Raw genomic sequence first — 13,242 nt, forward strand, 5'->3', positions numbered from 1 at the left:
GGCATACGACTCGACGTCGGTGCGCGTCACGATGCCGCCCTCGCCGGTGCCGGGCACGGACGCGAGGTCGACCCCGAGGTCCTTGGCGAGCTTGCGCACCGGCGGCTTGGCGAGCGCCCTCACCGCGGAGGGGGAGGTGTCCGCGGGCGCGGGACCCGAGGGCGCGGGTGCGCCTTTGCGGGGGCGGCGCTTGGCCTCGGTCTGCTTGACGCCGTAGCCGACGAGGACGGCCGTCCGGCCGGTCGACGTCGTGCCGCCGATCTTCCCCTCCTCGATGGCCTCCTCGGCCTTCGGGGCCGGGCTGCCGACGAGTCCCGGCTCGACGGCACCCTCCGCGGGCGCGTCCTCGACGTCGGTCGCGCCCGGCGCGGCGCCGGGAGGCTCGTCCGCACCCCCGAGACCGTCGTCGACGGCGATGATCGGCGTGCCGACCTCGACGGTCGCCCCCTCCTCGACGAGGAGCGAGGTGACGGTGCCGGCGAACGGGACGGGCAGCTCGACGAGCGACTTGGCCGTCTCGATCTCGACGACGATGTCGTTGACCTTGACGGTGTCGCCGGGCCGCACCTTCCAGCTGACGATGTCAGCCTCGGTGAGGCCCTCGCCGGGGTCGGGGAGGCGGAACTCCTTGATGCTCATGGGGTGTCGTCCTTCGGGAAGGGGGCGGCCGGTCAGTAGGCGAGGGAGCGGTCGACGGCGTCGAGCACGCGGTCGAGGTCGGGGAGGAACTCCTCCTCTAGCTTGGCCGGCGGGTACGGCACGTCGTAGCCGCCGACCCGCAGGACCGGCGCCTCGAGGCTGTAGAAGCACTCCTGCTGGATCGTCGCCGCGATCTCGGCGCCGAGGCCGCCCGCCGTCGGCGCCTCGTGGACGACGATGGCGTGGCCCGTCCGGCGCACCGAGCCGGCGATCGTGTCGACGTCGAGGGGCGAGAGCGACCGGAGGTCGACGACCTCGAGGTCCTGACCCGCCGCCGCCGCGGCCTCGGCCGCCTGGAGGCAGGTCTTCACCATCGGCCCGTAGGCGAGGAGCGTCGCCTGGGTGCCCGGGCGGACGACCCGCGCCTGGCCGAGGGACAGGTCGGGGGCGTCGCCGACCTCGCCCTTGTCCCAGTAGCGGCGCTTCGGCTCGTAGAAGAGGACCGGGTCGTCAGTGGCGACGGCCTCCTGGATCATCCAGAAGGCGTCGTCGGCGTTGGAGCAGCACACGACGCGCAGCCCGGCCGTGTGGGTGAAGTACGCCTCGTTGGACTCGCTGTGGTGCTCGACGGCGCCGATGCCGCCGCCGACGGGGATCCGGATGACCATCGGCAGCGTGACCGTCGACAGGGACCGGGCGCGCATCTTGGCGACCTGGCTCGTGATGTGGTCGAAGGCGGGGTAGATGAACCCGTCGAACTGGATCTCGACGACGGGCCGGTACCCCCGCAGCGCGAGCCCGATCGCCGTCCCGACGATGCCGGCCTCGGCGAGCGGGGTGTCGAGGACGCGGTCCTCGCCGAAGTCCTTCTGGAGGCCCTCGGTGACACGGAAGACGCCGCCCAGCTTGCCGATGTCCTCCCCCATGAGCAGGACCTTGGGGTCGCGCTCCATCGCCGCCCGCAGGCCGGCGTTGATGCTCCGGGCGATCGTCGTCGCGGCCATCAGTGGCCCCCGTCCTCGAAGCCCGCCTGGTAGGCGAGGAACTCGGCTCGCTCGCGCTCCACGAGGGGGTGCGGCTCGACGTAGACGTGGTCGAACATCTGGGTGCCGTCCGGGTCCGGCATCGACAGGCAGCCCTCTCGGACGTGGACGGCCACCTCGTCGGCCTCCTTCTCGACCGACTCGAAGAAGGCGATGTCCGCCTTGCCCTCGTGGGCGAGCCAGGCCTTGAGGCGCTCGATGGGGTCACGGTGCTTCCACACCTCGACCTCGGCGGAGACGCGGTACTTCGTCGGGTCGTCGGACGTCGTGTGCGCGCCCATCCGGTAGGTGAACGCCTCGAGGAACGTCGGCCCCTGCCCGCCGCGGGCCGCGTCGAGGGCCGCCCGCGTCACGGCATACACGGCGAGGACGTCGTTGCCGTCGACGCGTTGCCCGGGGAAGCCGAAGCCGCTCGCCCGCCGGTAGAGCGGACCCCGGGTCTGCCGCTCGTTCGGCTCGGAGATGGCCCACTGGTTGTTCTGGCAGAAGAAGACGATCGGCGCGTTCATGACGCCGGCGAAGACCAGGGACTCGCTGACGTCGCCCTGGGAGGTCGCGCCGTCGCCGAAGTAGGCGATGACCGCCGTGTCCCGCTCGAGGTCGCCCGTGCCGACGGCGCCGTCCTTCTGGACCCCCATGGCATACCCCGTCGCGTGGAGGGTCTGGGCGCCGATGACGATCGTGTAGAGGTGGAAGTTCTTCTCGTTCGGGTCCCAGCCGCCGTGGTTGACGCCGCGGAAGAGCCCGAGGAGGTTGAGGGGGTCGACGCCGCGGCACCATGCGACGCCGTGCTCGCGGTAGGTCGGGAAGGCGTAGTCCTGGGGCCGCAGCGCGCGACCGGATCCGACCTGGGCGGCCTCCTGCCCGAGGAGGGAGGCCCAGATGCCGAGCTCGCCCTGCCGCTGGAGGGCGGTCGCCTCGGTGTCGATCCGGCGGATGAGGACGAGGTCGCGGTAGAAGCCGCGCAGGTCCTCGTCGGTCAGCGCGTCGACGATCGGGTCGTAGCGCGCGTCGGGCACGCGCTGGCCCTCGGGTGTGAGGAGCTGGACCATGTCCGGTCCGCCGTCCTGGACGGCGGGGACGGGGGCGGTCAGCCGGTCGAGCTCGCTGGACGATCCGGCGGGCGTGGCAGCGACGGACGCTGCGACATCGGTGTCGCTCACAGGGCACTCCTTCTCCGTCACGGCCGGGTCGCGGTCGTGGCCGGCTCGGGCCACCGGCGACGGGCTGGTCCGCGACGTCGCGGGCGGCGGTGCGCGGACCACCGCCGGGGTGTGGCGGTGCTCACGGGCCTTGCACCTCAGAACTTACCCGCCTCCTCGGCCGACGCGGTACGGAGGGTGGAACCCGACCCGGCGGTGCACCCGTCAGACCGGATATGGACCGTATGCCGCGCGCCCACCCCGCCCTCCGGCTCCCCCGCGTCGTCCTCGGCGGCCTCGTCCTGCTCGCTGCAGCCCTCCTCGCCGCCTGCGGCACCGAGTCGGCGACGTCGGGTGCCGGCTCAACGTCGACGTCGCCTGCACCGGTCATGACGTCGAGCCCCACGTCGTCGGTCCCCACCGGCAGTCCGACGACCGGGATCACCGTGACACCACCACCGGTCACGACCTTCCGCCCCGTGCCGACGATCCCGATCGGCGGCCCGACGACCGAGCCCGGTCCGGGCGAGCCGACGACCGTGACCGGCACGGTGACGGTGACCCACGACATCGGGCACTGCGTGACGATGCGGATCGCCGGCCGGCCCCATGTGCTCACGGGCACCGGCGTCAACGCCCTGCACGACGGTGAGAAGGTCACCGTCACCGGCCGGGTGCGGGCGGACATCGCCTCCTACTGCCAGCTCGGGCCGATCTTCGCCGTAACGAGGATCGTGCCCGCGGGCTGAGACCGGGCGTCAGGACCGCGGGCGAGCGCCGGCGCGCCAGCGGGACGCGACGTCGATGAGCCGGTCGCTCGCCTCGGGCTCACCGATCGTCGCCCGGACGCCGTCGCCCGCGAACGGCCGGACGGTGAGCCCGTGCTCGTCGCAGAGCGCCGCGAACGGCACGGCGTCGTCCCCGAGGGGGAACCACACGAAGTTCGCCTCCGAGTCGGGGATGTCCCAGCCCTCATCGCGCAGCGCGGCGACGACGCGGTCGCGCTCGGCGACGATCTGCTTGACCCGCACGTCGAGCTCGTCGTAGGCGTCCAGGCTCGCGACGGCGGCGCGCTGGGCGACGGTGCTCACCCCGAACGGCACGGCCGTCTTGCGGAGCGCCTCCGCGACGGGAGGGGAGGCGACGGCATACCCGACCCGCAGTCCGGCGAGGCCGTAGGCCTTGGAGAACGTCCGCAGGACGACGACGTTCGGGTGGTCGCGCAGCAGGGGCAGGGAGTCGACGGGGTCGTCGTTCGTCACGAACTCGACGTACGCCTCGTCGACGACGATGAGGACGTCCTCGGGCATCGACTCGACGAACCCACGCAGCTCGGTCTGGGTGACGGCCGGTCCGGTCGGGTTGTTCGGCGTGCACACGATGACGACCTTCGTGCGCTCGGTGACGGCCTCCCGCATCGCCTCGAGGCGGTGCCGTCCCCGGTCGTCGACGGCCACCTGCACCGAGCGGGCGCCGGTCAGGGCGACGACGATGGGGTAGGCCTCGAACGAGCGCCACGCGTAGACGACCTCGTCCCCGGCGTCGCACAGCGCCTGGACGATCTGGCCGAGGACGCCGACCGACCCGGTGCCGGTCGCGATGCACGCCGGGTCGACGTCGAGCGCCTCGGCGATCCGGTGGGTGAGGGCCGAGACCCCCATGTCGGGATACCGGTTCATCTCGCCCGCCGCGTCACGGACGACCTCCAGGACCGACGGGAGCGGCGGGTAGGGGTTCTCGTTGGAGGAGATCTTGTATGCCGTGACGTCGGTCCGCGGAGCCGCCGGCTTCCCCGCGACGTAGGCCGGCAGTCCGGCCAGCGCCGCGCGGATCCGGACCCGGGGAGTGGTGACGTCGTCGGCGCTCATGTCGTCACTGTAGGACGCCCGGAGGGGAGCAACGGTCGTCGCGTCGTGATCCCAGTCCTCCGAAGGCCACCCCGGCACGGGCGTGACCGCGATGAGCCCCCATAGGAGGTGGGCGACGGGACCCTGGAGTCCCCCGAAGGTCGTCGCATCCGAGGTCGGGGGCTGCCTGACGGCCGCCCTCCAGCATCAGCCGGCAGCGCGAGCCGCCGCGACGAGAGCGGCGTTGCCCGGAGCCGTCGACCCGTCGGGGAGCACGAGGGTGTCCTCGAGACCGATCCGGGTGTCGAGGCCGAGACGCCGGGCGTGGCGCAGCACGGGCCACGTCGCGGCGCCCTCGCCGTGGAGGAGGACGGACCGGTCCGCGCCGCCGGCGCGCAGGACGTCGATCATGCGGTCGGCCGTGGACAGGACGGCGACCTCGTCGGACTCGTCGGGGAGCTCGAGGAGGACCCGCAGGCACCGGCCGGCCAGCGGAGAGTCGAGCCACGCGCGCACCGCGTCGACGGTCCACAGCCCGGCCTCGACGCCCACACCCCGGTCGAGGAGCAGGCCGGCAAGGGGCTCCGCGCCCTCCTCGTGCCAGTTGACCGAAGCGAAGTCGGGAAGGGAGGTCCACGACGAGACGGCCTCGAGCCGGCGCGCGAGCGAGGGCTCTGCCCATGCGCCGGTCGTCACCCCGATCCGGACGTCCGGGGCGGCCGCCCGCGTCGCCTCCAGCGTCCTGGCCAGGGTTCCGGCGGCGAAGGTGTCGCGGCCGACGTCGTCCTTGACGTGCACGTGGACCATGTCGGCCCCGGCGGCGAGGACGGCGACGGTGTCCGCCGCGACCTGCTCGGCGGTCACCGGGAGCGCGGGATGCTCGGCCGGGAGCCGGGCACCGTTGAGGCAGGCCTTCAGCATCCGGTGCCGGCCCGTCGCCGCGCCGCCTCCCGCCCCCGCGCCGCCCCGAGGAGCGTCATCGGCGCTCGTGGTCGGGCAGGAGCATGTTGAGCAGGAGCGAGACGAGGGTGATGACGACGGCGGCGAAGACCGCGCTCCAGAAGAAGCTGTCGATAGTGAAGTCGAGGCCGAGCGGCTGGGCGATCCACTCGGTGATCTGGAGCATGAAGGCGTTGACGACGAACGTGAACAGCCCGAGCGTCAGGACGATGACGGGGATCGACAGGATCGTCGCGATGGGCTTCACGACGGCGTTGACGAGGCCGAAGATCGCGGCGACGACGATGATCGTGAGGATCCGCGTCGACGTCTTGTCCGCGTTCTCCCCGAGGTGCACGCCGCTCACGACGAGGGCGGCGACCCACAGCGCGACGGCGTTGACACCCACCTTGACGAGGAAGTTCGACATGCGTGCGATCCTGCCATGGGAGGACACGCCGCGTGCGCTCGTGAGTGGCGACACCGTCGTCCCGGACCCGGCCGCTCCACCCACGGCGGCCCGCGAGATCCCCACCGGCACCGCCCTAGGGTCGGCCCATGACGGTATTGCGCTCGGTGCTGCTGTTCGTCGCGGCCGCGGTGGCCGAGATCGGCGGGGCGTGGCTGGTCTGGCAAGGGGTCCGCGAGCACCGCGGCTGGGTGTGGGCCGGCGTCGGCGTGCTCTGCCTCGGCGTCTACGGCTTCGTCGCGACCCTCCAACCCGAGGCCCACTTCGGGAGGATCCTCGCGGCATACGGCGGGGTCTTCGTCGCGGGGTCGCTGGTCTGCGGGGCGGTTGCCGACGGCTTCCGCCCGGACCGGTGGGACCTCGCCGGCGCTCTCCTGTGTCTGGTCGGCGTCGGCGTCATCATGTATGCCCCGCGTCACGGGTGATGTGGACCGCTTGCGGCGTGCGAGAGTGGCGGGCATGACCGATCTCGCCTTCGTGCGACGGATGTGGGAGGACGACCGGGCATCCCGGGCTCTCGGCATGGAGGCGGTCGTCATCGAGCCCGACCATGCCGTCGTCCGGATGCCGGTCACGTCGCAGATGGTCAACGGCCACGACATCTGCCACGGCGGCTACGTGTTCACCCTCGCCGACTCGACCTTCGCCCTCGTCTGCAACAGCCCCGGGCGGCTCACCGTGGCGGCCGGGGCCGACATCACCTTCGTCGCGGCGGCGCACGCGGGGGACGTGCTCGTCGCCGAGGGGCGTACGCGGGCGGCATACGGGCGCAGCGGCCTCACCGACGTCACGGTGACCCGAGACGGCGACGGCGCCCTCATCGCCGAGTTCCGCGGCCGGTCCCGCACCACCGGCCGCTGAGTGACCCTCTCCCCCTCGAGAGCGGACAGCGGCACCGACGCGGCGCCCGACGCGCTGAACCGACGCGCTGAACCGACGCGCTGAACCGACGCGCTGAACCGACGCTTTATCGGGTGACCCCGGAAGACTGAGCCTCACCCGACTTCCCTTGTCGGGTGAAGCTCAGTGTTGTGGGGTGACCCGATAAAGCTGCGTGGGGAGTCGGCGCCGAGGGAGGCGCGCGAGAGGGGTGGGGGGTCGGCGATGAGGGTGGGGGGAGGGGGCGGCCCGAGCGGCGCACAGCATACGGTGGGGCCCATGCGCGTTCTCGTCTCCGGCGGTGCCGGTTACATCGGGTCCCACACCGTCCTCAAGCTCGTCGAGGCGGGACATGACGTCGTCGTCGTCGACGACTTCGCGAACTCCAAGCCGACCGTCATGAACCGGCTCGAGGGCCTCACGGGACAGCACATCCCGCTCCACGCCATCGACCTCACCGACCGCGACAAGACCGAGCATCTCTTCGCCGAGGAGAGGTTCGACGCGGTCATCCACTTCGCGGGGTTCAAGGCCGTCGGGGAGAGCGTCGCGAAGCCGCTGGAGTACTACGAGAACAACCTCGACTCGACGATCTCGCTCGTCCGCGCGATGCGCTGGCACGGGGTCGGAACCCTCGTGTTCTCCTCGTCCGCAACGGTGTACGGCGACCACGCCCCCGTTCCGTACCAGGAGGACTACACCCCACTGGAGGCCGCGAGCCCCTACGGGCGGACGAAGGTGATGAACGAGCACATCCTCTCCGACGTCGCGCGGGCGGGCGACGGTATGCGGGTCGGCCTGCTCCGCTACTTCAACCCGGTCGGCGCGCACCCGAGCGGGCGGATCGGCGAGGACCCGCAGGGCATCCCGAACAACCTCATGCCCTTCATCGCCCAGGTCGCCGTCGGGCGCCGGGACCGGCTCGTCGTCTTCGGTGACGACTACCCGACGGCAGACGGCACGTGCGAGCGCGACTACATCCACGTCGATGACCTCGCCGCCGGTCACGTCGCGGCCGTCGAGAAGGTCGCGACCCTCGAGGAGCCGGTCCGGGCCTGGAACCTCGGCACCGGCGAGGGCACGAGCGTCCTGCAGATGCTCCACGCCTTCGAGAAGGCCGTCGGGCACGAGCTCCCCCACGAGATCGGCCCGCGCCGCCCCGGGGACCTGCCCGCCTACTGGGCCGACCCGACCCGCGCCCACGCGGAGCTCGGCTGGCGGGCCGAGAAGACGATCGAGGACATGTGCGCCGACACGTGGCGCTGGCAGAGCGAGAATCCCCAGGGCTACCCCGACGCCTGACCGACGCGAGGCCCTCTACCGTTTCCTACTACCAGGCGTAGTATCGGAGCTGTTCGGCTCACCCGTCGTCACCTCGGAGACCCGCCTGATGGATGCTCTCGACCTCGCCCGGTGGCAGTTCGCCGTCACCACGGTCTACCACTTCCTCTTCGTCCCGATCACGATCGGGCTGTCCGCCGTCACCGGGTGGTACCACGTCGGCTGGGTCCGCTCGCGCAACGAGGACAGCCTCCGGCTCGCCAAGTTCTTCGGCAAGCTCTTCACGATCAACTTCGCCCTCGGCCTGGTGACCGGGATCGTCCAGGAGTTCCAGTTCGGGATGAACTGGTCGGCATACAGTCGGTTCGTCGGGGACATCTTCGGCGCCCCGCTCGCCTTCGAGGCCCTCCTCGCCTTCTTCCTCGAGTCGACCTTCCTCGGTCTGTGGATCTTCGGCTGGGGCAAGCTGCCCGAGCGGCTGCACGCCTCCCTCATGTGGATCGTCCACATCGGGACGCTCCTGTCGGCCTACTTCATCCTCGCGGCGAACTCGTTCATGCAGCACCCCGTCGGCTACCGGTTCAACCCCCGGACCGGGCGCGCGGAGATGAGCGACTTCATCGCGGTGCTCACCAACAAGGTGCAGCTCATCACCTTCCCCCACGTCATCTTCTCCAGCTACATGGTCGGCGGGGGCGTCGTCCTCGGCGTCTCCCTCTACCTGCTGCGCAAGCATTCCGACGGTGCGGACCGCGGGATGTACCGCCGAGCGGTGAAGAACGGCGCGGTCCTCGCCCTCGTCGCCTCGGTCCTCGTCTGCGTGACCGGCGACGTCCAGGGCAAGATCATGACCGAGGTCCAGCCGATGAAGATGGCTGCCGCCGAGGCGCTCTACGACACCTCCCAGCCCGCCTCCTTCTCGGTCTTCACCATCGGCTCCCTCAACGGCGACCAGGAGATCTTCTCGGTCCGCATACCCCACCTGCTCTCCTTCCTCGCGACGGGGGACGTCAACGGGAAGGTCGAGGGCATCAACCAGCTCCGCCCGCAGGAGCGCGCCCTCGCGCAGAAGGTCACCGATCGCTACGGCCCCGAGGTCGGCGCGCTCGTCTACGACCGGACCTACACGCCGTACATCCCGCTGACCTACTGGTCCTTCCGCCTCATGATGGGGATGGGGTTCCTCCTCATGGCCTTCTCCGTCGTCGTCCTGTGGGCGCTGCGCAGAGGGGGTGTCCCCCGGTCGCGCGGCTGGACGTGGGTCGCCGTCCTCGCCCCCATCGCCCCGGTGCTCGCGATGTCCTTCGGCTGGATCTTCACCGAGACCGGGCGGCAGCCGTGGATCGTCTACGGCCTCATGACGACCCATGCGGGCGTGTCGACGTCGGTGTCGGGGGCCACCGTCGCGACCTCCCTCATCGTCTACACCCTCCTGTATGCCGTGCTCATGGTCGTCGAGGTGCGGCTCTTCCTCACCTATGTCCGGCGCGGCGCCGAGCCGTTCAGTCCGCCCGTCGGACCGAGCGACGTCGACGACGACGCCCCGCTCCAGTTCGCCTACTGAGCCCGGCCGTGCGCCCCGCCCCCACCGACACCCCGTCCACTCCGACCGACCAGGAAGACCCATGGACCTGCAGCTGATCTGGTTCGTTCTCATCGGGATCCTCTGGACCGCCTACCTCGTCCTCGAGGGCTTCGACTTCGGCGTCGGCGCGCTCCTGCCCGTCCTCGGCAGGGGCTCGGGCCCCGACGACACCGAGCGCCGCAAGCGCGTCATGCTGACGAGCATCGGCCCGTTCTGGGACGGCAACGAGGTGTGGCTCCTCACGGCCGGCGGGGCGACCTTCGCCGCCTTCCCGGAGTGGTACGCCACGATGTTCAGCGCGATGTACCTCCCGCTCCTCGTCGTCCTCGTCGCCCTCATCGTCCGGAACATGGGCCTGGACTACCGCGGCAAGCGGGACGACGACCGCTGGCGGGCTCGCTGGGACGCCGCGATCATCGGGGGGTCGATCGTCGCGCCGCTCCTCGTCGGGGTCGCCCTCACCAACCTCGTCCGCGGGCTGCCCATCGACAAGAACCTCGAGTTCACCGGCACCGTCCTCACCCTCCTCAACCCCTTCAGCCTCCTCGGCGGCGTCACGGTCCTCGCTCTCGCCCTCACGCACGGGGCGATCTTCCTCACCCTCAAGACGGACGGGGCGATCCGCGCCGAGGCCCGGGAGCTCGCGACCCGGCTCGGGGTCGTCGCCGCGGCACTCGGTCTCCTGCTCCTCGTCTGGCTCAACGTGGCCTACGGCACGGGCGCGAGCTCGATCGCCTCGGCCGTCGCCGTCGTCGCCCTCCTCGGCGGCCTCGCCGCCAACCGGACCGGACGGGAGAGGCTCGCCTTCGTCGGCACCGCGCTCACCTTCGCGATGGTCGTCGTGACGTACTTCCTCAGCCTGTGGCCCGACGTCATCCCGACGACGCTCGCGGGCGGCGCGTCCCTCACGGTCCACAACGCCTCGAGCTCGCAGCTCACCCTCCAGATCATGACCGGCGCCGCCGTCGTCATGACGCCGGTCGTCCTCGTCTACACCGCGTGGACGTACTGGGTGTTCCGCAAGCGGATCGCCGTCCACCACATCCCCGATCCGGTCCCCGTCCGCTGAGGGCACGGCATCCGACATGCGCCCCTTCGACCCACGCCTCGCGGCGACCGTCCCCTCGGTCCGGCGGCCGGTCGCCGTGCTCGCAGCCGTCGGCGTCGCGGCCGGCATGGCGACGATCGCGACGGCCTTCGCGCTGGCCGCGGTCGTCGTCGAGGTGGTCCGCGACCGCGCCCTCGACCCGGCCGCCTGGTGGCTCCTCGGGCTCTTCGCGGTCCGCGGCGCCCTCGGGTGGGTCGCCGAGCGCGTCGCGGCCTGGGCGGGAGTCGAGGTCTCGACACGGCTGCGCGACGCCCTCCTCGCCGGGTGGGCGAGGAGGCCGGTCGATGCGCGCCCGCCTGCGGACCGGGCGTTGACCCTTGCGGCACAAGGATGCTCGGCCGTCGAGCCGTATGCCGCCCGCTTCCTGCCTGCCCTCGTCTCGGCTGCCGTCGTGCCCACCCTCGCCGTCGCCTGCCTCTGGGTCGTCGACTGGCGCAGCGCCCTCGCCGTGACCCTCACGCTGCCTCTCCTCCCGCTCTTCGCCGCGCTCATCGGCCGGACGACGCAGGAGGACACCGACCGGCGCTGGCGGGCTCTCGCGACGCTGTCGGGCCACTTCCTCGACGTCATGCGGGGCCTGCCGACCCTCGTCACCTACAACCGCGCCGAGCGTCAGGCGGCGACGATCCGGCAGGTCAGCGAGCGACACCGGCGCGCGACGATGCGGACCCTCCGGCTCGCTTTCCTCTCCTCCGCGGCCCTCGAGCTGCTCGCGACGATCTCGGTGGCCATCGTCGCGGTCCTCGTCGGCCTGCGGCTCACGACGGGCGGCATCGACCTGGGGACCGGGCTGCTCGCGATCCTCCTCGCCCCGGAGGCGTACTGGCCGATCCGCCGCGTCGGAGCCGAGTTCCACTCCGCGGCCGACGGGGCGGCCGCGGTCGACGACGTCCTCGCCGAGCTCGGGCGGCCCGTCCCCGACAGTGGCCGCACCCCGGGCCCGGCGGTCCACGCCCGCGGGCTGAGCTACCGCTACCCCGGCTCGGACCGGCTCGTCCTCGCCGGCGTCGACCTCGACGCCGGCCCGGGGATCACCGTCCTTACCGGCCCGAGCGGGATCGGCAAGACGACCCTCCTCGAGCTCGTCGCCGGCCTGCGGGTCCCGACCGCCGGGACGCTCGAGGCCCCGGCCTGCCATCTGGTGACCCAGCGGCCCTTCCTCGCCGCGGGATCGGTCCGCGACAACCTCACCCTCGGCAACGCCGCACCCGACGACCTCGTCTGGGCGGCGCTGCGCGACGTGGGTCTCGACGGGGTCGTCGCGGCGCTGCCCCGCGCCCTCGACACGCGGCTCGGCGACGACGGCTTCGGGCTCTCCGCCGGGCAGCGGGCCCGGCTCGCGATCGCCCGGGCCCGGCTCTCCGACGCCCCGGCCGTCCTCCTCGACGAGCCGACGGCCCACCTCGACCCGGTGTCGGCCGAGCGCGTCCACGGCATCGTCCGCGACCTCGCCACGACCCGGGTCGTCCTCGTCGTCACCCACCGGCCCGAGCTCGTCGCCGTCGCGGACGACCACGTCGACCTCGCCGCCGTGGCCGAGCGATCGGGGGTGACCCGGTGACGGTGTCCCTCTCGCTGCGACCCACGCCCCGGGTCCTCCTCTCCGGCCTCGTCGGCGCCGGCGCCGTCGCCTCCGGCATCGCCCTCACGGCGACCTCGGGGTGGCTCATCGTCCGGGCCTCCGAGGGGCCGCAGATCCTCCTGCTCCTCACCGCCATCGTCGCGGTCCGCGCCTTCGGCATGGCGCGTCCGGCGCTGCGCTACCTCGAGCGGCTCCTCTCCCACGACGCCGCCCTGGCGGATCTCGCCCGTCGGCGGGAGCAGGTGTATGCAGCGCTCGTGCCGCTCACGCCCGCGCGGCTCGGCCGGAGGGCCCGTTCCGATGTCCTCGGCGGTGTCGTCGACGACCTGGGCGACGTCGTCGACGTCCAGGTCCGGGTCACCGTGCCCCTCCTGTCGGCGGCCGGCGCCGCCGCGCTGGCCGTCGGCCTCACCGCCCTCGTGAGCCCGGCTGCCGCTCTCGTGCTCCTCGGCCTCGTGCTCGTCGTGGCGGTCGCTTGCATCGCCGCCTGGGTCGTCGAGACGGCGGGCCAGGACGCACTGCTCGCCGCGCGGGCCGACGTGCTGCGGGTCAGCGACCTTGCGACCCGGCAGGCCGCCGAGCTGGCCGCCGTCGGTGGCACCGCGACCGCCCTCGGATGGGTCGACGCCGCGCAGGTCCGGCTGCGTCGTGCGGTGCGTCGCCAGAGCCGTGGGCGGGCACTCGTCGCCGCCGTCACCCTCGGCGCGACGGGGCTCGCGACGCTCGGC

At 72.3% G+C, this 13,242-nt stretch carries 13 protein-coding genes and 1 pseudogene; 8 read left to right on the forward strand and 6 right to left on the reverse strand.

Annotated elements, in window-relative coordinates; all coding sequences use genetic code 11:
* From BN12_RS08765 to pdhA, 3 genes are all read right to left on the reverse strand, one after another.
* The coding region (locus BN12_RS08765) for a biotin/lipoyl-containing protein (RefSeq protein WP_048551752.1) at positions 1 to 639 on the reverse strand (639 nt) is incomplete at its 3' end.
* A 32-nt stretch (positions 640 to 671) separates the two neighbouring features.
* Positions 672 to 1,643 (reverse strand): alpha-ketoacid dehydrogenase subunit beta, encoded by a 972-nt coding sequence (locus BN12_RS08770; protein ID WP_048551759.1) that lies wholly within the window; start codon positions 1,641 to 1,643, stop codon positions 672 to 674.
* Positions 1,643 to 2,845, reverse strand: coding sequence for a pyruvate dehydrogenase (acetyl-transferring) E1 component subunit alpha (gene pdhA, locus BN12_RS08775; protein ID WP_407667785.1), 1,203 nt, complete (start codon positions 2,843 to 2,845; stop codon positions 1,643 to 1,645). The genes BN12_RS08770 and pdhA overlap by 1 nt, the downstream gene beginning before the upstream one ends.
* Positions 2,846 to 3,069: 224 nt before the next feature.
* Here pdhA and BN12_RS08780 point away from each other — a divergent pair, with 224 nt between their 5' ends.
* Positions 3,070 to 3,573: a hypothetical protein gene (locus BN12_RS08780; protein WP_048551760.1), complete on the forward strand. Its 504-nt coding sequence runs from the start codon at positions 3,070 to 3,072 to the stop codon at positions 3,571 to 3,573.
* Positions 3,574 to 3,582: 9 nt separating this feature from the next.
* On the opposite strand, the gene hisC is transcribed toward BN12_RS08780, so the two are convergent.
* The 3 genes from hisC to BN12_RS08795 all read right to left on the reverse strand — a co-directional run bounded on the left by hisC (position 3,583) and on the right by BN12_RS08795 (position 6,040).
* Positions 3,583 to 4,692 carry a histidinol-phosphate transaminase gene (gene hisC, locus BN12_RS08785; RefSeq protein WP_048551762.1) on the reverse strand — a complete coding sequence of 370 codons (1,110 nt, stop codon included), beginning with the start codon at positions 4,690 to 4,692 and terminating at the stop codon, positions 3,583 to 3,585.
* A gap of 186 nt (positions 4,693 to 4,878) precedes the next feature.
* On the reverse strand, positions 4,879 to 5,592 hold the full coding sequence (locus BN12_RS08790) for a 3-keto-5-aminohexanoate cleavage protein (protein WP_048551763.1): 714 nt from the start codon (positions 5,590 to 5,592) through the stop codon (positions 4,879 to 4,881).
* A 55-nt stretch (positions 5,593 to 5,647) separates the two neighbouring features.
* Positions 5,648 to 6,040: a phage holin family protein gene (locus tag BN12_RS08795; protein ID WP_048551767.1), complete on the reverse strand. Its 393-nt coding sequence runs from the start codon at positions 6,038 to 6,040 to the stop codon at positions 5,648 to 5,650.
* 128 nt (positions 6,041 to 6,168) lie between these two features.
* On the opposite strand from BN12_RS08795, the gene BN12_RS08800 reads away from it, so the two are divergent.
* The 7 genes and pseudogenes from BN12_RS08800 to BN12_RS25085 form a co-directional block, all read left to right on the forward strand.
* Positions 6,169 to 6,504 (forward strand): YnfA family protein, encoded by a 336-nt coding sequence (locus BN12_RS08800; RefSeq protein ID WP_048551770.1) that lies wholly within the window; start codon positions 6,169 to 6,171, stop codon positions 6,502 to 6,504.
* Between the two features lie 34 nt (positions 6,505 to 6,538).
* Positions 6,539 to 6,940 (forward strand): hydroxyphenylacetyl-CoA thioesterase PaaI, encoded by a 402-nt coding sequence (gene paaI / locus BN12_RS08805; RefSeq protein WP_200901178.1) that lies wholly within the window; start codon positions 6,539 to 6,541, stop codon positions 6,938 to 6,940.
* A 297-nt stretch (positions 6,941 to 7,237) separates the two neighbouring features.
* Positions 7,238 to 8,260 (forward strand): UDP-glucose 4-epimerase GalE, encoded by a 1,023-nt coding sequence (gene galE / locus BN12_RS08810; protein ID WP_048551772.1) that lies wholly within the window; start codon positions 7,238 to 7,240, stop codon positions 8,258 to 8,260.
* 88 nt (positions 8,261 to 8,348) lie between these two features.
* Complete coding sequence (locus BN12_RS08815) at positions 8,349 to 9,803, forward strand: cytochrome ubiquinol oxidase subunit I (RefSeq protein WP_048551775.1); 1,455 nt, start codon at positions 8,349 to 8,351, stop codon at positions 9,801 to 9,803.
* Between the two features lie 61 nt (positions 9,804 to 9,864).
* Positions 9,865 to 10,893 carry a cytochrome d ubiquinol oxidase subunit II gene (gene cydB / locus BN12_RS08820; protein WP_048551777.1) on the forward strand — a complete coding sequence of 343 codons (1,029 nt, stop codon included), beginning with the start codon at positions 9,865 to 9,867 and terminating at the stop codon, positions 10,891 to 10,893.
* 16 nt (positions 10,894 to 10,909) lie between these two features.
* Entirely contained in the window at positions 10,910 to 12,493 is a 1,584-nt protein-coding gene (gene cydD, locus BN12_RS08825; protein WP_048551780.1) for a thiol reductant ABC exporter subunit CydD, read from the forward strand.
* Positions 12,490 to 13,242: pseudogene (locus BN12_RS25085) on the forward strand (thiol reductant ABC exporter subunit CydC); the annotation flags it as partial. The gene cydD and the pseudogene BN12_RS25085, both read left to right, overlap by 4 nt.

Source organism: Nostocoides japonicum T1-X7, assembly GCF_001046855.1.
GTDB lineage: Bacteria > Actinomycetota > Actinomycetes > Actinomycetales > Dermatophilaceae > Nostocoides > Nostocoides japonicum.

Excerpts from the sequence above, each read along its gene's own strand:
- BN12_RS08790 (WP_048551763.1), bottom strand. The coding sequence starts at position 5,592 with ATGCTGAAGGCCTGCCTCAACGGTGCCCGGCTCCCGGCCGAGCATCCC.
- galE (WP_048551772.1), top strand. The coding sequence starts at position 7,238 with ATGCGCGTTCTCGTCTCCGGCGGTGCCGGTTACATCGGGTCCCACACC.
- BN12_RS08795 (WP_048551767.1), bottom strand. The coding sequence starts at position 6,040 with ATGTCGAACTTCCTCGTCAAGGTGGGTGTCAACGCCGTCGCGCTGTGG.
- BN12_RS08780 (WP_048551760.1), top strand. The coding sequence starts at position 3,070 with ATGCCGCGCGCCCACCCCGCCCTCCGGCTCCCCCGCGTCGTCCTCGGC.
- cydD (WP_048551780.1), top strand. The coding sequence starts at position 10,910 with ATGCGCCCCTTCGACCCACGCCTCGCGGCGACCGTCCCCTCGGTCCGG.
- hisC (WP_048551762.1), bottom strand. The coding sequence starts at position 4,692 with ATGAGCGCCGACGACGTCACCACTCCCCGGGTCCGGATCCGCGCGGCG.
- BN12_RS08770 (WP_048551759.1), bottom strand. The coding sequence starts at position 1,643 with ATGGCCGCGACGACGATCGCCCGGAGCATCAACGCCGGCCTGCGGGCG.
- BN12_RS08800 (WP_048551770.1), top strand. The coding sequence starts at position 6,169 with ATGACGGTATTGCGCTCGGTGCTGCTGTTCGTCGCGGCCGCGGTGGCC.
- cydB (WP_048551777.1), top strand. The coding sequence starts at position 9,865 with ATGGACCTGCAGCTGATCTGGTTCGTTCTCATCGGGATCCTCTGGACC.
- BN12_RS08815 (WP_048551775.1), top strand. The coding sequence starts at position 8,349 with ATGGATGCTCTCGACCTCGCCCGGTGGCAGTTCGCCGTCACCACGGTC.
- paaI (WP_200901178.1), top strand. The coding sequence starts at position 6,539 with ATGACCGATCTCGCCTTCGTGCGACGGATGTGGGAGGACGACCGGGCA.